This is a genomic window from Caulobacter sp., from assembly GCF_017744445.1.
Lineage (GTDB): Bacteria > Pseudomonadota > Alphaproteobacteria > Caulobacterales > Caulobacteraceae > Caulobacter.
This window is the reverse complement of sequence record NZ_JAGIBH010000010.1, coordinates 58354-81920: the sequence shown is the minus strand read 5'-3', so window position 1 is coordinate 81920 and position 23567 is coordinate 58354. Positions and strand designations below refer to the sequence as shown.

Annotated in this window: 15 protein-coding genes; 4 read left to right on the top strand and 11 right to left on the bottom strand. The window is 66.5% G+C overall.

Features of this window, described 5'->3' with window-relative positions; translation table 11 throughout:
- The first annotated feature begins 49 nt into the window (after positions 1-49).
- Together J7528_RS15365 and J7528_RS15360 are read left to right on the top strand one after the other, a co-directional pair.
- Positions 50-1987, top strand: coding sequence for an ATP-binding protein (locus J7528_RS15365; protein WP_291876052.1), 1938 nt, complete (start codon positions 50-52; stop codon positions 1985-1987).
- A 94-nt stretch (positions 1988-2081) separates the two neighbouring features.
- On the top strand, positions 2082-3842 hold the full coding sequence (locus J7528_RS15360) for a hypothetical protein (protein ID WP_291876050.1): 1761 nt from the start codon (positions 2082-2084) through the stop codon (positions 3840-3842).
- A 186-nt stretch (positions 3843-4028) separates the two neighbouring features.
- On the opposite strand, the gene J7528_RS15355 is transcribed toward J7528_RS15360, so the two are convergent.
- The 10 genes from J7528_RS15355 to J7528_RS15310 all read right to left on the bottom strand — a co-directional run bounded on the left by J7528_RS15355 (position 4029) and on the right by J7528_RS15310 (position 21185).
- Positions 4029-5129, bottom strand: a complete 1101-nt coding sequence (locus J7528_RS15355) for a chemotaxis response regulator protein-glutamate methylesterase (RefSeq protein WP_291876049.1) — start codon at positions 5127-5129, stop codon at positions 4029-4031.
- Positions 5130-5137: 8 nt separating this feature from the next.
- Complete coding sequence (locus J7528_RS15350; protein WP_291876047.1) at positions 5138-5998, bottom strand: CheR family methyltransferase; 861 nt, start codon at positions 5996-5998, stop codon at positions 5138-5140.
- 71 nt (positions 5999-6069) lie between these two features.
- Positions 6070-6543: a chemotaxis protein CheW gene (locus J7528_RS15345; RefSeq protein ID WP_291876045.1), complete on the bottom strand. Its 474-nt coding sequence runs from the start codon at positions 6541-6543 to the stop codon at positions 6070-6072.
- Positions 6543-8231 carry a methyl-accepting chemotaxis protein gene (locus tag J7528_RS15340; protein ID WP_291876042.1) on the bottom strand — a complete coding sequence of 563 codons (1689 nt, stop codon included), beginning with the start codon at positions 8229-8231 and terminating at the stop codon, positions 6543-6545. The genes J7528_RS15345 and J7528_RS15340 overlap by 1 nt, the downstream gene beginning before the upstream one ends.
- A 49-nt stretch (positions 8232-8280) precedes the next feature.
- Positions 8281-10095: a methyl-accepting chemotaxis protein gene (locus tag J7528_RS15335; RefSeq protein WP_291876039.1), complete on the bottom strand. Its 1815-nt coding sequence runs from the start codon at positions 10093-10095 to the stop codon at positions 8281-8283.
- Positions 10096-10109: 14 nt separating this feature from the next.
- Entirely contained in the window at positions 10110-10607 is a 498-nt protein-coding gene (locus tag J7528_RS15330; protein WP_291876036.1) for a chemotaxis protein CheW, read from the bottom strand.
- Positions 10608-10621: 14 nt separating this feature from the next.
- Entirely contained in the window at positions 10622-12625 is a 2004-nt protein-coding gene (locus J7528_RS15325) for a chemotaxis protein CheA (protein ID WP_291876033.1), read from the bottom strand.
- Entirely contained in the window at positions 12622-12987 is a 366-nt protein-coding gene (locus J7528_RS15320) for a response regulator (RefSeq protein WP_291876031.1), read from the bottom strand. The genes J7528_RS15325 and J7528_RS15320 overlap by 4 nt, the downstream gene beginning before the upstream one ends.
- On the bottom strand, positions 12984-13304 hold the full coding sequence (locus J7528_RS15315) for an STAS domain-containing protein (RefSeq protein WP_291876028.1): 321 nt from the start codon (positions 13302-13304) through the stop codon (positions 12984-12986). The genes J7528_RS15320 and J7528_RS15315 overlap by 4 nt, the downstream gene beginning before the upstream one ends.
- A gap of 306 nt (positions 13305-13610) precedes the next feature.
- Positions 13611-21185, bottom strand: a complete 7575-nt coding sequence (locus J7528_RS15310; RefSeq protein WP_291876026.1) for a cadherin domain-containing protein — start codon at positions 21183-21185, stop codon at positions 13611-13613.
- Between the two features lie 220 nt (positions 21186-21405).
- Here J7528_RS15310 and J7528_RS15305 point away from each other — a divergent pair, with 220 nt between their 5' ends.
- Positions 21406-22014 carry a hypothetical protein gene (locus J7528_RS15305; RefSeq protein ID WP_291876023.1) on the top strand — a complete coding sequence of 203 codons (609 nt, stop codon included), beginning with the start codon at positions 21406-21408 and terminating at the stop codon, positions 22012-22014.
- A 177-nt stretch (positions 22015-22191) separates the two neighbouring features.
- Here J7528_RS15305 and J7528_RS15300 read toward each other — a convergent pair whose 3' ends face one another.
- Entirely contained in the window at positions 22192-22878 is a 687-nt protein-coding gene (locus tag J7528_RS15300; protein ID WP_291876021.1) for a toll/interleukin-1 receptor domain-containing protein, read from the bottom strand.
- Between the two features lie 156 nt (positions 22879-23034).
- Here J7528_RS15300 and J7528_RS15295 point away from each other — a divergent pair, with 156 nt between their 5' ends.
- Positions 23035-23547 (top strand): DUF5961 family protein, encoded by a 513-nt coding sequence (locus tag J7528_RS15295; protein ID WP_291876019.1) that lies wholly within the window; start codon positions 23035-23037, stop codon positions 23545-23547.
- Positions 23548-23567: the final 20 nt, after the last annotated feature.

Genomic DNA, 23567 nt, shown 5'->3' with positions numbered 1-23567 from the left:
CTTTTCAGCCCGTTGTGCGCCTATGCTGGACCGGAGGTCGCGGGACTTCATGTCGCCACCAGATTCTGAATTCGAGCCCCAAGCCTCTTCAGACTCGACCTGCGCCTACGGTTATCTGAGCCTGCTCGAAGCCAACCAGGACAGCGCCTGGATCCTGCGGACCGACGGCGTCGTCGAACACGCCAACCAGAAAGCCCTCGCCTTGTTCGGAGCGCCCTCGGATGTCGCCGCCGACTGGCGCGCCCTGTGGCCCGAGGAAAGCCGTTTCTCGCTGGACCGCTCGTTCAATCTGGCCGCCGACGGCACGGTCGCCCGTTTCCGCGCCTTCCTGGGCGGGGTGTCCAAGGCCCGGGTCTATTGCGACACCACCATCGCGCCGATGCGCGACGCCCAGGGCCGCATCGTCCGCCTGCTGGCCACCGCCCGCGACGTGACCGAAGAGGTGGAAACCCAAGGCTTCCTGCGCACCGTCCTGCAGCTGCTGCCATTGCCGCTGACGGTCAAGAACGTCGAGGACCGCCGCTACGTCCTGATCAACCGCGCCGCCGAGGACGTCCTCGACCTGGTCGCCGACGAAGCGATCGGCAAGACCGTCGACGAGGTGCTGCCCGCCAAGCGCGCCGAACGCACCCACGCGATCGAAGCCGCCGTCCTGCGCAACGGCGAAATGCAGGTGGTCGAGGAGCCGATCGAGATCGGCGGCGAGACCCGTCACCTGATGATCAAGACCCTGGCGACCTACGACGATATCGGCGCGCGCCACATGATCACCCTGGGCGAGGACATTACCGCCCGCCGCGCCGCCGCCGTCGCCTTGCGCGCGGCGCTTGATCAGGCCGAGCAAGCCAGCCAGGCCAAAAGCGCCTTCCTGGCCAATATGAGCCACGAGATCCGCACGCCGCTGAACGGCATCATCGCCGGCGCGGACCTGCTGTCGAAGATGTCCACGGACCCGCGCGCTCGCGAGCTGGTCGACATCATCTCGGCCTCGGGCCGCAGCCTTGAGCGCCTGCTGTCGGACGTGCTGGACCTGGTCCGCATCGAGGCCGGCCAGATGCTGATCGAGACCGCGCCGTTCGAACTGGGCGACATGGCCCGCTCGGTCGCCTCGCTGTGCGCGCTGCGCGCCGACGAGAAGGGCGTGCGCATGAGCGTGGCCGTCGAGATCGACGCCGACCGGGCCGTCACCGGCGACAGCGCCCGCCTGCGCCAGGTGCTGACCAACCTGCTCAGCAACGCCGTCAAGTTCACCGATCGCGGCGAGGTCGCCCTGACCGTGACCCTGGACGCCGACGGCCGCACGCGCTTCACGGTCACCGACACCGGCATCGGCTTCGACGAAGACACCAAGGCCCGGATCTGCGAACGCTTCCAGCAGGCCGACGCCTCGTTCACCCGCCGCTTCGGCGGCACGGGCCTGGGCCTAGCCATCTCGCGCGAGCTGATCGAGCTGATGGGCGGCGCGCTTGATTGCGACAGCACGCCCAATGTCGGCTCGTCGTTCTGGTTCTCCCTGCCGTTGACGCCCTGCGCCGAGAGTGCGCCGCAGGTCGAGGAAATCGCCGAAGCCCCGTCTGGCGCGCCGCGCGTCTTGGTCGCCGACGACCATCCGACCAACCGCAAGGTCGTCGAACTGATGCTGGCCGAGGTCGCCGACATCGTCACGGTCGAGAACGGCCTCGAGGCGGTCGAGATGTACGGCCTGTCGCCGCCCGACCTCGTCCTGATGGACATGCAGATGCCGGTCATGGATGGCCTGGAAGCCGTCCGCCGGATCCGCGCCCTGGAAGCCTCGCGCGGGGCGCCGCGCGCGCCGATCATCATGCTGACGGCCAATGCCCGGCCCGAACATGTCCAGGCCAGCCGCGAGGCCGGGGCCGACGTCCACCTGCAAAAGCCGATCACCAGCGCCGCCCTGTTCGCCGCGATCGGCGAGGCCATGGAGGTGCGCGCGGACAATGATCAGGACACGGCGATACCGGCCTAAAGTCGCTGAAGCGCCTAAATTTTCCGCCGATCTTTACCCCGCCTTCGCACATCCCACGCGATAGTGTCGCTCGAGAAAAACAATCGGCGAATTCATGGGCTTGTCAGCAGAAGCGACGGTCTCGGAGACCACGGCGGCGTCCGGCGAAGGCGCACGGATCAGCCAGCGCCTGGAGTCCGCCCGTCAGGTGGTCGAAAGCCGTTTCCTGGAAGCCGGCGACGTCCTGTCCCGCGCGGTCGACGGCGTCAGCGCCCTGATCGCGGGCCTGGACAGCATGAGCGGCAATCTGGACGCCGCGACGGTGTCCAGCACCACCGCCGACCTGGCCCGCGCGGCCGAGTCCCTGAAGTCTCTGCCCGACAGCTTGGGGGCCCGTCGCGAGCGGGTCAGCGAACTGGTGAAGTTCGGCGACCGCCTGGGCGCCTGCATCGAGGAGATGCGCCAGCACCTGGCCTATCTCCGGGTCTTCGCCATCAACATCAAGATCACCTCGGGCGGCATCGCCGCCGCCGGGCCGGAGTTCGCGATCTTCGCCCAGGAGATCTACGACTGCATCGACATGGGCCGCACCCAGCTGGACGCCTTCGCCGGCGAACTGGCGGGCCTGGACCACACCCTGCGCGGCGCCCTGACGCACGAGCACGAGCTGGCCCGCGACTGTGTGGCTCTGCTGCCGGCCGTGCCTGACGCCCTGACCGCCAGCGCCGGCGCCATCGCCGAGCACCACACCAAGATCGCCCAGGTCGCCCAGAGCGTGGCCAGCCTGGCGCGCGACGTCCAGAAGAAGGTCGGCTCGGGTCTCGCGGCCCTGCAGATCGGCGACATCACCCGCCAGCGGATCGAACACGTCCAGGCGGGTCTGCAGTATCTGGACGAGTCCGCCGAGATCGCCGCCCTGGACGCCGAGCCCCGCGTTCGCGCCCACGCCTTCGTCCATCGCCTGCTGGGCGCCCAGCTGGTCGCGACGGCCGAGGACTTCCACCGCGACGTCACGCGCATTGGCCAGAACGTCATCGGCATGGCCGCCGACGCGACCGAACTGCTGCGCTTGCGCGACCTGGCCTCGGGCCAGACCGATGGCAAAGAGACCAACTTCCTGCGCAACCTGGAAGGCAATGTCGGCCAGGCCCTGGAGCTGGTCGGCGACATGACCGCCGGCGAGCAGGCCGCCGAGGACGTCAGCCGCTCGGCCGCCGTCTCGGCCCGCGACCTGTCCGAGCGCATCGCCGGCATCCAGAACATCCGCGCCGACGTGCAGATGATGGCGCTGAACACTACGCTGAAGTGCAGCCGCATCGGCGAGACCGGCAAGCCCCTGGGCGTCATCGCCATCGAGCTGCGCCAGCACGCCATCCACCTGGAAAAGTCCGCCGCCCACACGACCAGCGCCCTGGAAGGCCTGTTCAACGCCGCCGAGGCCCTGGGTCAGCGCGAAGCCGCGCAAGAGGGCGAGGATGGCAAGGCCGCCGCGGCCGCCAACGTCCTGACCGACGCCGTCACCCGCATCGGCAAGGCCGGCGACGGCGTCGAAACCGCCCTCACCGCCGTGGCTCGCCAGGGCGCCGAGGTCGTCGACATGCTGCGCCGCGCCTCGCAGCGCTTCGACTTCCACAAGCAGATCGGCTCGGTGCTGGACGCCGCCGCCAACCAGCTGCTGGACATGGCTGGCGACGACGCGATCGAGACCGGCGACATCGCCGGCGCTCTGCGTCCGCTAACGGACAAGCTGGCCAAGCAGTACACCATGGCCCAGGAGCGCGAGGTTCACCGCGCGCTGACCGAGGGTTTGGGGGAAGGGGCTGTCGAGGTCGAGGCCGAGGCGGCGGTCGTCGAGGACGACGACCTGTTGTTCTGAGGGCCTAGCCTCTAGCCCCTAAAACTTACCGTCATTCCCGCCCTTGTGGCGGGAACCCCTCTATCCGCCGCAGGTGAAAATGTGGGTGATCCACTGAGGGTCAGCCTGCCGCTCACGTGCGGGCTGAATTAGGGGTTCCCGCCACAAGGGCGGGAATGACGGATGTATTTTTGGTGTGTGTGGGAGTTACCGGTCCGCCGCCCGCAGCATCTCGGTCGCCAGATTCTGCAGCGGAACCACCCGGTCCACGCACCCCAGCGCGATCGCTTCCTTCGGCATGCCGAACACCACCGAGGTCGCCTCGTCCTGTGCGAGCGTGAAGGCGCCGGCCGCCTTCATCTCAGACATGCCCTTGGCGCCGTCATCGCCCATGCCGGTCATGATCACGCCGACGGCGTTGGAGCCGGCCGAGCGGGTGGCCGAGCGGAACAGCACGTCGACCGACGGCCGGTGGCGCGAGACCAGCGGGCCGTCCTTGACCGTGACGTAGTAGCGGGCGCCCGAGCGCTCCAGCAGGGTGTGCTTGTTGCCCGGCGCGATCAGCACCCGGCCGCGGCGGACGGTGTCGCCATCCTCGGCTTCCTTCACCTCGACCGCGCACAGGCTGTCCAGGCGCTTGGCGAACGAGGCGGTGAACTTCTCGGGCATGTGCTGGACGATGACCACGCCCGGCGAGTCCAGCGGCAGGCCTTCCAGCAGCACGCGCAGGGCCTCGGTGCCGCCGGTCGAGGCGCCGATGCAGATGATCGACTCGGTCGTGCGCGCCATGGCCCGCGTGGCCACCGGCGGCGGCAGCATGGCGTCGGCGGTCAGCTTCTTCTGCGGCTCGTGGTCCGGTCGCGGGATCTGTGGGATCACGCGCTTGGAGCCGGCGATCTTGGCCCCGGCCGCGGCCTTCACCGCGTCGCAGATGCGGATCTTCGACTCGAGCAGGTGGTCGGCCACGCCCATCTTGGGCTTGAGGATGATGTCGACCGCGCCGGCCTCCAGGGCCTGCAGCAGGGTCTCCGACCCCGCCTCGGTCAGGGACGAGCACATCACCACCGGGATCGGCCGCTGAGCCATCAGCTTGCGCAGGAAGGTGATGCCGTCCATGCGCGGCATCTCAACGTCCAGAGTGATGACGTCGGGGATTTCCTCGGCGATCCGGCGGGCGGCCACGAACGGGTCGGACGCCACGCCCAGCACCTCGATCTGCGGGTCCTCCGACAGGATCGAGGCCAGGGTCTGCCGCACGGTGGCGGAATCGTCGATGATCAGAACTCGGATCTTCCGGGCCACGACCATGGAGACTCCTACCGCTTCTGGAACACGGTGTTGGCGATCTGGACGACCGGCAGGTCGATGCCGACGATCGATTCAGAGTGCCCCAGGAACAAATACCCGCCAGGGGCCAGATGGTTGCACAGGCGCTTGAGCACCTTGGCCTGGGTGGGCTTGTCGAAATAGATCAGGATGTTGCGGCAGAAGATGATGTCGAGGTCGTTCTCGATTGGATAGGCGTCGTCCATCAGGTTCAGGCGGGCGAACGACAGCTTGCTGCGCAGGTCCGGGGTGATCCGCACCTCGTGCGAGGCAGCGTCGCGCGAGCGCATCACGTAGCGCTGGCGGCGGGCCATCGAGACCGGCTCGATCATCGCCTCGGCGAAGCGGCCGGCGATGGCCTGGTCCAGCACCTCGGTGCAGATGTCGGTGCACAGGATCGAATAGTCGACGCCGCGCTGCTTTTCGCAGAACTCGTCCATGACCATGGCGATCGTATAGGGCTCGGCGCCTGTCGAGCAGGCCGAGCTCCAGATCTTGATATCGCGCTTGCCCTTGGCGGCCAGGGCCGGCAAGCCCTTCGCAATCATGAAGTCAAAGTGAGCCGGCTCGCGGAAGAACTCGGTCTTGTTGGTCGTCACCGCGTCGATCAGGTGGATCGTCTCGGAGGCCAGGCCATCCTCGTCGAACAGGAAGCGGCAGTAGTCGTTGACGTCGCCGATCCGGGTGGCGCGCATGCGGCGGCGCAGGCGGCCTTCCAGCATGGTACGCTTGTTGGCCGGCATCTTGATGCCGCTGTAGTCCTGGATGAACGTCGCCAACCGCTGAAAATTGCGGGCGCTGAGCTGTTCGATTTCGTTCGCCTGGAGCGCGGCGGCGGCTTGTCTCGACACGGGGTTCTCCGTTCGCGGCGTCTACGCGCCGTTGATGGCGGGCGGTCCCTTCTGGACCACCGAAGGGATCGTCAGGCCGCCTGGCTGAGGGCGGCGGCGTCTTGGCTGGTCAGCAGGCGGGCGAGGTCGAAGATCACGACGAAGCCGCTCTCACGCCGCACCACGCCCTTGATGTACTCCGAGCGCCACGGCACGCCGATGTCCGGCGCGGCCTCGACCTGGCCTTCGGAGAAGGCCACGACCTCGATGACGCGGTCGGCGATCAGGCCCAGCGACAGCACGCGGTCCTCCAGCGGCACGTCCAGCACCAGGATGCGGGTCGCGCCGTTCGGCGGAACGGGCGGCAAGCCCAGCTTCAGGCGCAGGTCGATCGTCGGGGTGCCCCGGCCACGCACGTCGGTCAGGCCCATCAGATAGTTGGGCCCTTCCGGGATCGCGAACGGCGCCTGGTAGTCCAGGATTTCGCGCACGTGCGAGACGGGAACCGCGAAGACCTCGGCGCCGAGGCCCAGCGTGACGAACTGGAGATCAGCGGCGCCGGCCATCAGGCATACTCGCGGAAGTCGGCGTCGTCGGCGTCCGGGCCGCCATTGGTCAGGTCCAGGGCGAAGCCGTTGGCGCGGGCCTGCTGGGCGGCGACCGTGTTGCGGCTGGGCGCGGCGGCCGGCTTGCGGGTGGCCGTGGCGGCCGGACGCTTGATGGCGGGGCGAGCGGCCGGGCGACGCTGAACCGAGGCGCCGTTGGTGTTGGTGCGGAAGTAGGCGATCGAGGTCTGCAACTCCTCGGCCTGGGCGGCCAGTTCTTCCGAGGTCGCCGACATTTCCTCGGAGGCCGAGGCGTTCTGTTGGGTGACCTTGTCCAGCTGCTGAATAGCCTCGTTGATCTGCGAGGCGCCGATGTCCTGTTCGCGGCAGGCGGCGCTGATTTCCGAGACCAGCTCGGCGGTCTTGCGGATGTTCGGCACCAGGGTGGTCAGCATCTCGCCGGCTTGCTGGGCGGCCTTCACGGTGTCGGAAGACACGGCGCTGATCTCGGCGGCGGCGGTCTGCGAGCGCTCGGCCAGCTTGCGCACTTCCGAAGCGACGACGGCGAAGCCGCGGCCGTGTTCACCAGCCCGGGCAGCCTCGACGGCGGCGTTCAGGGCCAGCAGGTCGGTCTGGCGAGCGATCTCCTGCACGATCGTGATCTTCTCGGCGATCGTCTGCATGGCGTCGACGGCCTTGCTCACGGCCTGGCCCGAGATCTCGGCGTCCTGGGCCGACTGGCGGGCGATCTTTTCGGTCTGGGCGGCGTTGTCGGCGTTCTGCTTGATGTTGGCGGCCATCTCTTCCATTGAGGCCGAGGCCTCTTCGGCCGACGAGGCCTGCTCGGTGGCGCCCTGCGACACCTGCTCCGAGGCGGCCGAGAGTTCCTGGCTGCCCGCCGAGACGTTCTCCGAGGCCGAGATGGCGTCCGACACCACGCCGCGCAGACGCTCGATCATGATGTTCACATGGCCCAGCAGATCGGCGATCTCGTCCTTGGTGGTGACCTCGATGGTCTTGGTCAGGTCGCCCTCGGCCACGGCGCGGACGGCGTCCGAAGCGCGGTTCAGGCCCTTGCTGACCATGGTCGAAATGTAGACGGCGGCGGCGGCGGCGATCAGCAGCGAGACGACGGCCAGGACGATCAGGCTGGTGCGGACCTTCTCGAAGTCGGCATCGGCCTTGTCGGTGGCGGCGTTCAGCTGGGCTTGCGACAGCTCGACCAGTTCCTGCACCTGGGCGGCGGCCTCGGTGACCGACTTGCGGCCTTCGCCCATCGACACGGCGGTGGCGGCCACGTCGTTGTTGGTCAGGGCCAGGCCGTAGACCGTGTCGTGCGCGGCGATCAGGCGTTCGAAGGCGCTGCCCAGCGACTGCCACTTAGGCTTGCCCTCGATGGTCGCCAGGCCCTCGGCCTTGGCCAGCAGGGCTTCAAACGCCTTCTTTTCCTTCTCGACCGAAGCCTCGAGGGTCTTAACTTCCTCGGCGGTGTCGACCAGGACCATGTTCTTCTCGAACCGGACCACGTTCAGCAGGTGAATGTTCAGCTGCTGGGCGGCCTGAAGGCGCACGGCCGGGCCGTCGACCATCGCGTTCATGTCGCGATTGGTCGAAGACAGGCTGTTCACCCCGAACAGGGTGGCCGTCAGGAGCAGGGCGATGATCAGGCCGAAGGCCAGACCGAGCTGTAGCTTGATGGTGAAACGCATGGTCTGGGTCCTTCGGCGTGAGCGGGTCGAGGGTCAGTGAAACAGGGGTCTAGTATTCGGTGAATTCGCGGTCGTCGGCGTCCGGGCCGCCCTGGCTCAGGTCCAGGGCGAAACCCTGGGCGCGAGCCTGCTGAGCGGCGACGGCGCGCGGCGGCTTGCGGGCCGGAGCCTTCGAGACAGCGGGCTTCGCGGCGCGGGCCGGCAGACGGACCACCGGAGCGGTCGGCTTGCGGCTGGCCGAGCCGCCATTCGACAGACGGAAGTAGGCGATCGAGGTCTGCAGCTCTTCGGCCTGGGCGGCCAGTTCTTCCGAGGTCGCCGACATCTGCTCCGAAGCCGAAGCGTTCTGTTGGGTGACCTTGTCCAGCTGCTGGATGGCTTCGTTGATCTGCGAGGCGCCGATGTCCTGCTCGCGGCAGGCGGCGCTGATTTCCGAGACCAGCTCGGCGGTCTTGCGGATGTTCGGCACCAGGGTCGTCAGCATCTCGCCGGCCGACTGGGCGGCCTTGACGGTGTCCGAAGACACGGCGCTGATCTCGGTGGCGGCGGTCTGCGAGCGCTCGGCCAGCTTGCGCACTTCCGAGGCGACGACGGCGAAGCCGCGGCCGTGCTCACCGGCCCGGGCAGCCTCGACGGCGGCGTTCAGAGCCAAGAGGTCGGTCTGGCGGGCGATTTCCTGCACGATCGCGATCTTCTCGGCGATCGTCTGCATGGCGTCGACGGCGCGGTTGACGGCGTTGCCCGAGGCCTCGGCGTCCTGAGCCGACTGGCGAGCGATCTTTTCGGTCTGGGCGGCGTTGTCGGCGTTCTGCTTGATGTTGGCGGCCATCTCTTCCATCGAGGCCGAGGCCTCTTCGGCCGACGAGGCCTGCTCGGTGGCGCCCTGCGACACCTGCTCCGAGGCGGCCGAGAGTTCCTGGCTGCCCGCCGAGACGTTTTCCGAGGCCGAGATGGCGTCCGAGACCACGCCGCGCAGACGCTCAACCATGCGCTGGAGGGCGATACCCAGGGTGTCCTTGTCCGACAGCGGCTTGGTTTCGACGGTCAGATCGCCATCGGCCACCTTGTCGGCCACGGCGGCCGTGGCGCGCAGGTTGGACGCCATGACGTTGAAGTTGTCGATCAGGTCCTTGATCTCGTCGTTGTTCTTGACCTCCACCGACTGGTTGAGATCGCCGGTCGCGACGGCCTGGGCCATACCGATAGCGCTCTTCAGGCCACGAGCGACGGTGAGCGAGATCCACACCCCGGCGGCGGCCGACACGATCAGGATCAGCGCCGCGGTGGTCAGCAGCAGGGTGCGAGCATTCGCGTACTGCTTATCGGTGTCGCTGTTGACCTGCTTGATGGCGTTGTCGGCCAGCGCGCAGATGTCGTCCAGAATGGCGAACAGTCGCTTCCCAGCGGCGGCTTGCTGACCCCGGGTCATGTCACCGGCGCGCGCATTGCTTTCGGTGGTGTTGGCTCTCGCCAGTTCGCGGATCCGGTCCTGGGTCGTGGTGTATGAAGACAGCTCCGACCGGAAATCGGCCAGGCGCGACTTCATTTCAGGCGTCGCGACGGCTTCGAATTCCTCGAGATCTTTGACGACCGTTGCTCTCTGCGCGACGATCCGGTCGTCAATTTCCTGAATTTCCTTCGGATCTTGAGCAATGATGATGTTCTTTTCCGACCTCATGATCGCGTTGAAATCATTGTAAGCGGTGTTGGCCACACGAGCCTGGACAACCGGCCCGTTCATGAGATTGGTGATCGCGGTGTTCAGCGACGCCAGTTGAGCGATGCCGAGACCGGCCATCAACATGGCCAGCAAGGTGACCAGGCCGAAAGCCAGTCCGAGCTTGAGTTTGATCGTGAAGCGCATCTTGGAGTTCCGGCTCAGGCTTGCAGCGCGTTGATGGGGGTGACGGAGGCGGTCTGTCCGCGCGCCGCGAAGATCTGGTCGAGGTCGGGGATGACGATCACGTCGCCGTCCCGGCGCGCCAGCAGGCGAATGAAGTCCGCGCGCCACTTCAGGCCGACGCGAGGCGCCTCCTCGGTGATGTCGCGATGAATGGTGGTGACCTCGTGCACCTTGTCGGCGCGCAGGCCGATCAGGGTGGGCTCGCCGTCCAGGGCGTGCTCGATGACGACGATGCGGCTGTCGATCGTCGGCTCACGGGCGTCCATGTCGAAGGCCACGCGCAGGTCGATCAGCGGGATGACCCGGCCGCGGAAATTGATCACGGCGTTGACGAAGGCCGGAGCGCCCGGCACGCCGGTCTCCGGCAAGAGATCCAGCACTTCGCGCACCAGACCGGCCTCGAGAGCGAAGGTCTCGCCATACAGGTCGAAGGTCAGGGCTTCGATCGGGCCGTCGGCAAGTTCGGTGTTCATGTCCCGGTCCCTCCTCAGCCGGCGGCGCGCAGTTGCGCGTCCTGGCGTTGGCCGGCCGCCACCAGGCTGCCGATGTCGAGGATCAGCGCCACGCCCCCGTCGCCCAGGATCGTCGCGCCCGAGAAGGCGCCGACATCGGCGTGGAAGGGCGACAGCGGCTTGATGACGGTCTGGTGGTCGCCCAGGATCTGGTCGACGACCAGACCCACGCGCTCCTGGCCCGTGGAGACCACGACGATCTTCTGGTGCGGATCGGGCGCCAGGCCCGTCTTGAACATGTTCCGCAAGCGGATGAATGGCACCAGCTGGTCGCGCAGGGTGATCAGGCTGCGGCCCGCCGAACGGATGTCCTGCTCGACCGACAGCTCCACGCACTCCTCGACCGAGGACAGCGGGATGACGTAGCGGCTGGTCCCGACCCGCACGAGCAGGCCGTCGATGATCGCCAGGGTCAGCGGGATTCGCAGCGACACCACCGAGCCGTGGCCCGGCGTGCTGGTGATCTCGATCGAACCGCGCAGGCCCTCGATGGTCTTCTTGACGACGTCCATGCCGACGCCGCGACCCGACAGGTTGGTGATCGCCGCCGCGGTCGAGAAACCGGGGGCAAAGATCAGCTGCAGCAGCTCGTTGTCGCTCAGCACCTGGCCGGGCTGGATCAGGCCGTTCTCTTCGGCCTTGGCGCGCACGCGGGCGCGGTCGACGCCGCGGCCATCGTCGGTGATGGTGATCACCACCTCGGCGCCCGACTGGCGGGCGGCCAGCACGATGTGGCCGGCGGCGGGCTTGCCAGACGCCAGGCGCTGCTCCGGAGTCTCCAGGCCATGGTCGGCCGAGTTGCGGATCAGGTGGATCAGCGGATCGGCCAGGCGCTCGATGACCGTCTTGTCCAGCTCGGTGGCCTCGCCCTCGGTGGAGAGCTCGATGGTCTTGCCGGTGTCGCGGGCCAGGTCGTGGATCAGGCGGCGGAAGCGGCCGAACAGCTGGGCGATCGGCACCATGCGGACGACCATCATGGTGTCGCGCATTTCCGAGGCCAGGCGCTCGATTTCCTCGGCCACGGCGCGCAGGGCGATGTCGCTGCTGCTGGCGGCCAGCTGCTTGAGGCGCGACTGGGCGATCACCAGTTCGCCGACGCGGTCCATCATCTCGTCCAGGCGCTCGGCCGGGACACGGACGGTGTCACCGCCAGCCTTGGCGGCGCGGCCTTCGTTGGCGGCCTCGACGGGGGCGGCGGCTTGCGTGGCTTGGGCGACCGGCGCGACTTCGACGACGACCTCTGCGACGGTCTCGGCCGGCGCGGGGGTCATGTCCTGGATGTCCAGAGTCATGTCGTCGATCACGAAGATGAAGACGTCCTCGATCGCGTCGCGGCCGTGCTTGGTGACCAGGGTCACGTCCCAGGCCAGGTGGCACTCGGTCGGGACCAGCGTGTCGAAATCGGGAATGGCGTCGGTGACGGCGGCGACCGTGCACTCGCCCAACTCGCGCAGCTCGTCCAGCAGCGGCAGGGGGCGGGTGCCGTTGACCAGGGCGTCGGCCGGCAGGCTGAACTTCACGCGCCAGGTCTTCAGGCCGGGCGCGGCGGGCGTCGCGGTCGAAACGGCGGCGGCCGTGGCGGCGGGCGCATCGGCGGTGGAACCGCCGGCGCTGGCGACCACGCGGTGCAGCTCGGCCAGCAGGGCGTCGCCCTCGGCCTGCTCGGCGGGACGGCCCTCGGCCAGGGCGCGCATGTGGTCCTGACAGGCCAGGACGGCGCCGACCAGCTCGGACGTCGCGGCGACTTCGCCCTTGCGGACGCGGTCGAAGGCGGTTTCGCAGTGGTGGGTGAAGGCGGCCAAGGCGTCAAAGCCGAACATGGCGCCCGAGCCCTTCAGGGTGTGGAGCCCGCGGAACACCGCGTCGACCAGATCACGGTCGCCGGGGCGGTGCGCCAGGTCCAGCAGGCCCTGCTCGATGTCCTCGAACAGCTCCTGCGCTTCCTGGCGGAAAATCTCGACGGGATCCTGGCCGCTCACTTGGCGAGGACCTTCTTCACGACCCGGACCAGCTGTTCAGGGTCGAAGGGTTTGGTCAGCCAGCCGGTCGCGCCGGCCGCTTTCGCCTGCGCCTTGATCTCGGCGTCCGACTCGGTGGTCAGGAACAGGATCGGCACGCCGGCCCCGGCCGGGCGCTGGCGCAGCTCGCGGATCATGGCCAGGCCGTCCATGACGGGCATGTTCAGATCCGTGACGATCAGGTCGAAACCGCCGGCGCTGCCCTTGTCCAGGCCATCCTGGCCGTTCACGGCCTCGGTCACGGCATAGCCTTCGCCGCTCAGAGCGATCTTGATCGCCTGGCGAATGGAGGCGGAGTCATCGACGGTGAGGATGGCGGTCATTGAGCTGCCCCTTGAAGCCAGAACTTGGCGCGGTCCGAGGTTTCGTCGTCGAGGAACCCACCGCGCCGGAGGACTTCCAGTAGAGCGCCGGCGGCCGGCTTGTTGAGCGACAAGCCGACGCCGCTTTCGCCCGCCTTGCGACGAGCAGATTCCAAGAGTTGGACGAATGTCAGATCAGTTTCAGTGAGGTCCTCGACATCGATGAGCACGGCCTCCTGCTCGCGCAGCAAAGCGCCGAGCTGCTCGTGAGCCTCACCGATATTGGAAATCGTCACCTCACCGGCGAACGAAATCGTTCTCTCTCCGACCTCAGACAATACAGTCGCCCCCACAGCAAATATATATCGCCGTTATGCGGAATATTCGCTTGTGGAAACTTTGTGGGGATTAGCCTTAAGGTAAGGTAAACCGGACAACCTGAGGCGGAGCGGCAATTTGCCGCCAGACCCTGTGCAAGGCCAAGTTGGCGCCCCTCAACGGCCGCTGCGGCCTGGAGTCACCCTTTACGGTTGCGCTTTTGGGCGCACCTCTGCGGCCGAATGACGCATCCAGGGTTAATGACGAAAAAGGGCCGCGCTGGCGGCACGGCCCCTTCCGGAACGAAATAGCGCTCAGACCTCGGACTAGAGGTAAAAGTCGCTCGCGGTCAGGGTCGTGACGCCCAGCAGCGTAAGGCTGAAGTCGGCCACCCCGTCACCGGTTATGTCACCGGAAACGACAACGCCCTCGGCGGTGACCTCGTAACGCAGCTGGCCCGCGGACTTGGTGAAGCCTCCCGCCCCCATCCAGGTAAAGTTGTTGGTCTGCCAATAGTCCGGCGTGGCGTCGATCGTGGACAGGTCGATAATGTCCGTGCCGCGGACGAAGTCCGTGATCACGTCGCCATCAGCTTCCGCAACGGTGTTGAAGTCGAAAAAGTCGGTTCCGCCACCGCCCGCGATCGTGTCCGTACCCAGGCCGGCCATGATGAAGTCGCGACCGGACGACCCCTTGAAATTATCGTTGCCGCTCTGCAGGTCGATATAGCTGAGGCCGCTGACCGCGATGTTCGTGAAGTCGAACGTATCGTCGCCGTCCGTGAACCCCAGTCCGACGCTAGCGAAGCCCTGGACATTGATGGCCTCGACGCCGTTGAGCGCGCTGATGCCGATGCGCACACCGGGATTCCAGACAGAGATGGTGTCGTAGCCATCGCCGCCATCGACTGCGTCGGTGTCGCCAGAGGCCAAGAACATGATCCAGTCGTCGCCGCTCTCACCGTAGATCGTGTCGTTGCCACGATCGCCGGTGATCGTGTCATTGCCGTACGTACCGTGGATCGTGTCGTCGCCCAGTTCGCCGTTGGTCGTGCGAACGTAGCTTGTGATCAAGCCGCGCAGGTCGATGAAGTCGTCAGCGCCCGTACCATGGATCTCCACTGGCGAGGTCTGGAGGCCCGCGATCTCCTCAATGCCCTGCATATTGTAGGGCAGGTAGATCATTCCGCCGCCCATGGACACGACCTTGTCATAGCCCGCGCCGCCCTGGATCGTGTCCCAACCGTTGCCGTAGGACATCCGGATGATGTCGTCGCCATCGCCGGTGTCGATGAAGTCGGCGCCGCCGCCGCCGTCGACGATGTCGGCCCCGGCCGTGCCGTAGAAGACGTCGTCGCCGCCGTTCAGGTTGAAGGTGGTGATGGTCCCGGTAATGACCATGTCGCGAAGGTCGATCGTGTTGGCCCCGTTGGAACTGGCGAAGATCACGCCCTTGAAGCCACCCGAGGAGATCTCCTCGACACCCGTCATCGAATCTATCTGGATGGTCGCGTAGTCCGTCGTCGCGAGCAGCTTGTCCCAGCCCTCGCCGCCATTGACGATGTCGTAAAAACCAGCGCCGTCGGGAGCCGGACCGTAGCCAAACGTGTCATCCCCCTGCCCGCCGTTGAGAATGTCGGCGCCATTGTTACCAAAGAGCCCGTCGTTGCCCTTACTACCGGTGATGGTGTCGTTCTGCCCGCTTCCGGAAATCCACGCCACACCGTCCAGTTCATAGTTGGTGAAGTCCCAGTCGGCGGCGGTCGAGTACTTGATCAAGACGTTTGAGAAACCGCCCCCGCTGATCTTCTCGATGCCGCTCAGGCTGGTGAACAGGATCGAGGTGTTGTTCCCGTTGGCGCGGACCTCGTCGAAACCGTCGCCGCCTTCGAAGATGTCCAAGCCGCCGGCGGAGCCAATCAGGATGTCGTCCCCGGCCCCGCCACGGAGGGTGTCGATGTCGGAGCCCGTCCCGCCGTTGAGGATGTCGTTGCCGTCGCCGCCGTCCAGGACGTCGATCCCGGCGTCGCCGTACAGCATGTCATCGCCGCCGGCGCCCGAAATCCCGTCATTGCCGTCACCGCCGCGCAGGTCGTCCGCGCCGCTGCCGCCGGTGAGCGTGTCGTTGCCGCCCAGACCATTGACGACCACGCCGATCAGCGTCTTGCCGGCGAAGTTCCAATCGTCGGCGCCGCTGGTCCCGGCGACGGTCACGCCGGTGAAACCGCCGCTGGAGATGATCTCGATCTGGTCCGCGCCGGCCATGTAGATCGCGACATTGTTGGCCGTGGCCTGGATCGTGTCGATCCCGGCGCCGCCCTCGAAGTTGTCGCGTCCCAAGGTGGCGTCGACACCAACCAGGAAGATGTCGTCGCCATCGCCGCCGTACAGGTTTTCCGCGCCCGTGCCGCCGTCGATCAGGTCGTTGCCGGCCTCGCCGTAGATGGTGTCGTTGCCGGCGTCGCCCTTGAGGATGTCGACGTCGTTGGTGCCCCAGATCGTGTCGTTGCCGGCTCCGCCGCTGATGCCCATCCCGCCGGTGGTCAGAACGCCGCGGAGGTCCATCTCGTCATTGCCGGAGCTGCCCGCGATCGTGACGCCCGTGAAGCCACCGTTCGAGAAGGCCTCGATGCCCGTGATCGAGGTGAAGCTTAGCACGACATTGTTGGCCGAGGCCTTGATGGTGTCGTAGCCCGAGCCGCCGTCGAAGCTGTCCGCACCGGCGCTGGCGCCGATCAGGAAGACGTCGTCGCCCGCGCCGCCCGCCAGGACGTCGTTGGCCGCGCCGCCGATGATCGTGTCGTTGCCGTCGCCGCCGTCGATGGCGTCGGCGTCCGCCCCGCCATCGATGGTGTCATTGCCGGCATCGCCATGGATCTCGTCTAGACCGGCGCTGCCCAGCAGGCTGTCGTCGCCGGCCCCGCCATAGATCGTGTCGGCATCGGCGCCGCCGTCGATCTGGTCATTGCCGCCGCCGCCAGAGATCGAGTCGAGACCGGCGTCGCCCTTGAGGATGTCGACATCGTTGGAGCCGATCATGTTGTCATTGCCCGAGCCGCCACCGATGCTGATGCCGCCGGTGGTGACGAAGCCGCTGAAGTTCATGTCGTCGGCGCCGGTGGTGCCGGCGACCGTCACGCCCGTGAAGCCGCCATTGGACAGGGCCTCGATGCTCGCGAAGGACGTGTACGGCCCCATGGTGATGATGACATTGTTGGCCGTGGCCTTGATCGTGTCGTAGCCCGCCCCGCCTTCATAGTCGTCGATGCCCGCGCTGGCGCCGACCAGGAACACGTCGTCGCCGTCGCCCCCGACCAGCCAGTCGACCCCGACGCCGCCTTCGATGATGTCATTGCCGCCGTTGCCGAACAGCCAGTCGGCGCCGGCGTCGCCCCGCAAGACGTCAGCGCCCGCCGAGCCCCGGATGTAGTCGTCGCCGGCGGCGCCCACCAGGGCGGCGATCCCGGTCAGCACGGTGTTGGCGAAGTCCAGCGTGTCGGCGCCCGTCCCGCCGCTATTGCCGGTGATCGTCACGTTCGAATAGCCGCCGCCCGAGATGGCTTCGACACTGTTGAACGTCCAGCCGATGTTGATCACCGTGTTGTCGGCCGAGGCCTTGATGGTGTCGTAGCCCGTGCCGCCGTTGTACTCGTCGTTCCCCGCCCCGACGCCGACCAGGTAGGTGTCATCCCCGGCATTGCCGTTGACAGTGTCGTTGCCGAGCCCGGCGATGATCGTGTCGTTGCCTTCCGTCCCCCAGACAATGTCGTTGCCGGCGCCCATGTCGATGGTGATCCCAGCCGAGATCTTGGTCGCGCCGAAGTCCAGGGTCTCGCCATTGGCCGTACCGACGATGGTCACGCCGCCAAAGCCGTTGCTGGAGATCTCCTCGACGCCGACGATACCGGCCATGCCGATGACGGTGTTGGCGCCCGACACCTTGATGATGTCGTAGCCCGCCCCGCCGTCGAAGATCTCCGTCCCCTCGACCCCGCCGACCACGAAGGTGTCGTCGCCGGCGCCGCCGTTATAGGTGTCGTTGCCGAAATTGCCGTGCAGGGTGTCGTTGCCGTCGCCGCCGTTCAGAGCGTCGTTGCCATCGCCGCCCTGGATCAGATCGGCCCCCGCCCCGCCGTTCAGCGTGTCGTTGCCGGCGTCGCCATTGATCTTGTCGTCGCTGGCCGCGCCCGTGATCGTGTCATCGCCCGCCAGGCCGCTGAGCACGATGCCCGTGAGCGTGGTGACGCTGCCCAGGTTGATGACGTCGGCGCCGGAGGTGGCGGCGATGGTCACGTTGCCATAGCCGTTGGCGGAGACTTCCTCGACGTTCACGATCGAGGCGAGGCCAATGACGGTGTTGTGGTACGCCGCCTTTAGAATGTCGTAGCCGGCCCCGCCGTCGATGGTCTCCGCGCCCTCGGCCGTCCCGCCGACGATGAAGACGTCGTCGCCGGCCCCGCCGTTCATGGTGTCGTTGCCGGCGTTGCCGGACAGCGTGTCGTTGCCATCGCCGCCGCTCAGGATGTCGGCGCCGTCGCCGCCGACGATCACGTCGACACCCGCGCCGCCGTCGATGGTGTCGTTGTCGGCCCCGCCGTCCAGAGTGTCGTTGCCGGCCCCGCCGTTGATCGTGTCGGCCCCGGCCTCGCCGGTGATCTTGTCGTCGCCGACCGTACCGGTGATCGCATCGGCGCCCGCGCCGCCACTGATGAAGATGCTGCCGACCAGCGTGACGGCGCCCAGGTTGATCGTGTCATTGCCGGTGGTGCCGGCGATGGTCACGTTGGAGAAGCCGTTGCCGGAGATCTCTTCGACGTTCACGATCGAGGCGATGCCGATGACGGTGTTGATGCCCGCCGCCTTGATGATGTCGTAGCCAGCCCCGCCGTCGAAGTTTTCCGAACCCTCGGTCCCGCCGACCAGGAAGACGTCGTCGCCGGCGCCGCCGTTCCAGGTGTCGTTGCCGAGATTGCCGGACAACGTGTCGTTGCCGTCGCCGCCGTTCATGATGTCGGCGCCGTCACCGCCGATGATCACGTCGGCGCCCAGGCCGCCATCGATGGTGTCGTTGTCGGCGCCGCCGTCCAGAGTGTCGTTGCCGGCCCCGCCATTGATGGTGTCGGCCCCGGCCTCGCCCCGGATGGCGTCGTCACCGGCCGTGCCCGTGACCGTGTCGGCGCCCGCCCCCATGCCGATGATGATGCTGCCGGTGAGCGTGGCGCCGCTCAGGTTGAAGTTGTCGGCGCCGGTCGTGCCGACGACGGTCACATTGTAGAAGCCGTTGGCGGAAATCTCCTCGACGCCGGTAATGCCGGCCATGCCGATGACGGTGTTGTTGCCCGCCGCCCGGATGACGTCGTAGCCAGCCCCGCCGTCGAAGATCTCCGTGCCCTCGGTCCCACCGATCACGAAGACATCGTCACCGGCGCCGCCGCTGTAGGTGTCGTTGCCGAGATTGCCGTGCAGGATGTCATTGCCGTCGCCGCCGTTCAGGACATCGTTGCCGTCACCGCCCTGCAGCGTGTCGGCCCCGAGCCCGCCGTTCAGCGTGTCGTTGCCGGCCTCGCCCAGGATATTGTCGACGCCGGTCGTGCCCGTGATCGTGTCATCGCCCGCGCCGGCCAGGATCTGGGGCGTCCACGGGATCGAAATGTTCGTGAAATCCAGGGTGTCGTTGCCGGTGGTGGCCGCCAGGTTGGTGCCGCTGTAGCCGCCTTGCGAGAAAGCCTCGATGCCGCTTAACGACCTGATGGCGATCGTGACGCTGTGCCAATTGGCCTTGATCACGTCGTAGCCGGCGCCGCCATTGAACGAGTCGGTCCCATCGCCTTGACCGATGACGAAGGTGTCGTTGCCTCCGCCGCCAGCCAGGGTGTCGTCGCCGACCCCGCCGGCGATGACGTCGTCACCAGCGCCGCCGCTGAGGGTGTCGTTGCCGCTCCCCCCTTCCAGCTGCCAGTCCTGCACGTCGGACGCCGAGACGCTGTAGGTGTCGGCCGACGCCGTGCCCACCCAGAAGAAGTCGATCTGGTCGACCAGGTTGATGACGAAGTCGGTGGTGCTGGTCAGCAGGCCATCGCTGGCCTGGACGGTGATCGTGTGGCTGGCCTGGGTGTCGTGGTCCAGCAGGGCGGCGTTAGCGACCGTGACTACGCCGGTCGTGGTGTTGAGCGCGAAACGGCCGCCGGCGTTGTTGAGCAGCGTATAGGTCGTGGTCCCGCCGTTCGGATCGGGCGCGGCGATGGTCAGTCCGGCGACCACCGTGCCGTTGGTCGCCTTTTCCGACACCGTATTGGCCGCCCCGTTGGTGTCGGTCGCGACCGGCGCGGCGTTGGTCACGTTGATGGTGAAACTGGACGAAGCGCTTTCCGAGCCGCTGGCGGCCTGGACGACGATCTGGTGCGAGGTGGCTCCCTCGAAGTTCAGCTTGGTCGCGTCGGCCACGGTGACCGCGCCCGTCGTCGCATTGATCGTGAACCGGCCGCTAGCGTCATCCAGCAGGCTGTAGACCAGCGGGCCGCCATTGATGTCCGGCGCGATGATCGCCAGGCCCGTGACGACGTCGCCGTTCACCGCGCCTTCGGAAATGGCGTTGGCGGCGGGGTCGGTGTCCTGCGGCGCGTCGTTGGCGACGTTGGACACGGCGATGGTGAAGGTCTGGCTGCTCGACGCGCCCTGGGCGTCGGCCGCGCGCACTGTGATCTGGTGCGAGGCGGCGGCTTCGAAGTTCAGCTTGGTCCCGTCGGCCACGGTCACCACGCCGGTCACGGCGTCGATGGCGAAGCGGCCGCCGGCGTCGTCGGTCAGGCTGTAAGTCACCGCGCCGGTCTTGGCCTCGGTCGCCGAGGCGGTGATCCCGACGCCGGCGCCGTTGGCGGCGCCTTCCGAGACGGTGTTGGCGCCCGTGTCCGCGTCGACCGGCGCGCTGGGCGCGGCGTTGGTGACGTCGATGGTGAAGCTGCTGTCGCTGCTGGCCGTCCCGTCGCTGGCCCGCACGGTGATCTGGTGCGAAGTCGCTGCGTCATGGTCGAACAGGCTGGCGTCGGCCACCGTCACCACGCCCGTCGTCGCATTGATCGTGAACCGGCCGCCGGCGTCGTCGACCAGGCTGTAGGTGACGGTCCCGCCGTTCGGATCGGTCGCCCCGATCGCCAGGCCGGCCACCACCGCGCCATTGATCGCCGCTTCCGACACCGTATTGGCCGCCGCATTGGCGTCCGCCGGCGCGGTCGGCGCCGCATTGGCCAGATTGATCGTGAAATTGGCCGACGAGGTCGCCGTCCCGTCGCTGACCTGCACGGTGATCTGGTGCGAGGTCGCGGTCTCGAAGTTCAGCTTGGAAGCGTCGGCCACCGTGACCGCGCCCGTGGCGGGGTCGATGGCGAAGCGGCCGCCGGCGTCGTCCAGCAACGACCACGTCAGGGTCTGGCCGGCGTCGGGATCGATGGCGGCCAGCGTCAGGCCGGCGATGGCCGCGCCATTGAGGGCGTCTTCGGAAACGGTGTTGGCGGCGCTGTCGCCGTCGGTCGGCGCGCCGGGCGCGGTGTTCGGCGCCGAGAGGGTGATGATGGTCGAGCCGAACTTCAGGTGCTCGATGTTCAGCAGGGTGTCCGCGCCGTCGGGGCCGGTGATCGTGGCCGAGACGTTGTCGCCGCTCCAGACATAGTCGCCCGCCCCGCCCGAGAAGACCGCGGTGTCATCGCCCGCGCCGCCGTTCAGGATGTCGTCGCCGGCCCCGCCATCGAGCGTGTCGTTGTCGTCCTCGCCGTTCAGGGTGTCAGCGCCCTGCCCGCCGGCCAGCACATCGTCGCCCGCTCCGCCGTTCACCAGGCCGACCAGATCGGGCGCGCCTTCATCGCCGGCATAGGTGTCGTTGCCGGCGCCGAAATCCTTCACGTACATCGCCACTCTCCACCCGCTTGTGGGAACTCACCCCGAGATTGAGAAGCTGAGCAATGCATGGAGATTAGAGATTGCATAGGGCGGTTTTACTACCGTTCAGCAAACTCCTGTGGACAGCACGATGCAGCTCGCCGAGGCCAGCCTCGAGACGCCGAAAGGCGCGCAATGTCAGGAAGCCCGCATGCGCCAATGCTCGTGCTGACGCGCCGGACTACGGCTCATGGCCCTCATTTTCGAGGTGGTGGATGACCTTAGTTCAAGGTCAGGTCGGTGGGGCCGGAAGAGAAGTATCCAGACCTTTTGGTATGTTCTGCCATCGCTGCCGATGTTCCTGCCCATTCCCTTTTTGCTCGTCACGGGGTGGCGTTTTGGCTCGCTCTGGTGGCTGGATACGGTCTCACGGTTGCGCTTACCTGGCTATGATGTGGATCGCCCCAACGTTTTGGCGTCCAACTTTGAGATTTCCCTCGATGTCCATCTTCCACCCGTTGCGGAACTGCGTTGCGTCTGGTTGCGTGGTCCATCTTTAGGGATGGCGATGCGATCAGGTCGAATTCTAGCGCTCGGAATGGTGCTGACTTTAGGCGCTTGCCAGGGAGAGACTTCGCCCCCTGATGAAGGCGAACTGTCGGTGGCGGGCGCGTCAAGAAGTGCCGAAGCATTCGAGAGCGCGGCCAGGAAATGCGGCCTCAGTCGTTTCGCGCGAAGGCCTGCCGCTGTGGGGGAATGGCGTTCGGTGATCTTCTCAACGAAAGACCCCCGTCCGCTTCACTGTACCGTCCAATGGATGCTCGATCATCCGGAACTGCGGTTGCGTATGGATCGCTAGATCGCGGGCGGTCCTCATGACCGCTCACCACCCATAGCGGAGATTAGAGACGGACGATCTCTGGGGCCTCACCAGAAGCGCCGTCTCCAGACCATGCCTACGCACAAGTCGATAGTCATACGGCTCGGGGGATGAAATCGGCCGTAGCAGCCTCTTCGGCCCCGTATCCGCTTTTGCTCAGCAGGCTTTGTATCGGTCGCCGTTCTTATCCTGGATCAGATACTCAGTTGAACGAGCAATTCCACGCCTAGCAAGCACCGCCTGAAGCGCGCGCCAATCGTCGCCGAAATGCACCCTGCGGTCCTGACGAATGAAATTGATGGCTTGGCTTGCCTGCCGGTCTGTCATCTCAGGGAAGAAATCAACGATCTCAGAAACAACCCGCTCGCTGCAGCCAAAAACCTTACTGGCGAGCCTGAACGTCTCCCGGTCTATCCCTCGCTCCAATGAAAGATAGTGCGTGCCGCTAATAAAAGCGGGCGCTTTGACCTCTTCAATCATAAACGGGACGATGTTTTTGCCATCAATGAGGCGCTGTTGGAGCGCCTCCAGCAATTCGGTCTTGCACCACCTCGACTCGAGCGCCGCCTTAGAGAGAACCGCAACGAAAGTACCTGTTGAGGAAATACCCTCGCCGATCTTCTCGAACAGTGTATCGCCGGGACCAATTTCCCACTCGTCGATCCATGCCCGAACTCCGAGGGACTCCAGCTTTTCACCGATCGATTTGACCGTAGGCTTGTCGCAACTAGCATGGCAAAGAAATACTGATGGGTCTGTGGCGACAGCCCCCAGACGCGAGCGCGTCGCCAGTAAATTGGAAAGACGCTTCCTGAACTTCGCCGTCCCGAACTTCACGCTCATCGTAGAACGCTCCAAGCAACAGGGCTTTACTGAAGCTAGGGGCTTAAAAGCCTGGGAACAAGGGCATCGGCTCCTCGACAGTAGAAATTACAGGTTGAGGCTTGGGTTACTAGGCTTCCTAAACGCTTGGCCGTCCCAGAGGGCTCTCGGGCGGGAATGACGGTTGTTCGGTGTGAGTGGCGACGTCCGCTCGCCACCCTTTGCAGACATCCGCCGCGTGCGATTGCCGGCGCACTGCCGCAGCGCCAGCCGCAACTGAACCAGGAGGACGGCAAGCTTTTCGCGGTGGCGATCATCGTCCATGCCGAGGGCGGTCGATCGGCTGACTTAGAGACGCACCGGGTCAGACTCGCGCCACGCCGCTTTCCGGCGTTCAAGGAATCCTTCGGCCGGTTCGTGCGTTCAAGCCCTGAGGAGACCGCGATGACCAACGCCGCCAACGACGATCGGCGCTTCAGCGTCCACGCCCGCCACGCGGGCCCCCATCATGCGCGGGTCGTCCACGAGCCCTCCTTCGAGGCCGCGGCCGTGGCCTATGTCGAGGACCTGGCCGATGCCCCCGACGAGGACGGCGAGATTAGCGTCGTGGTCCGCGATCTCGACACCGGCGGCGAGCATTGCTTCCGCATCGACTTGGAAACGGGCGAAACCGCCCCTTGCGGCGCCTGAGAACGAATCACCTCGCCCGT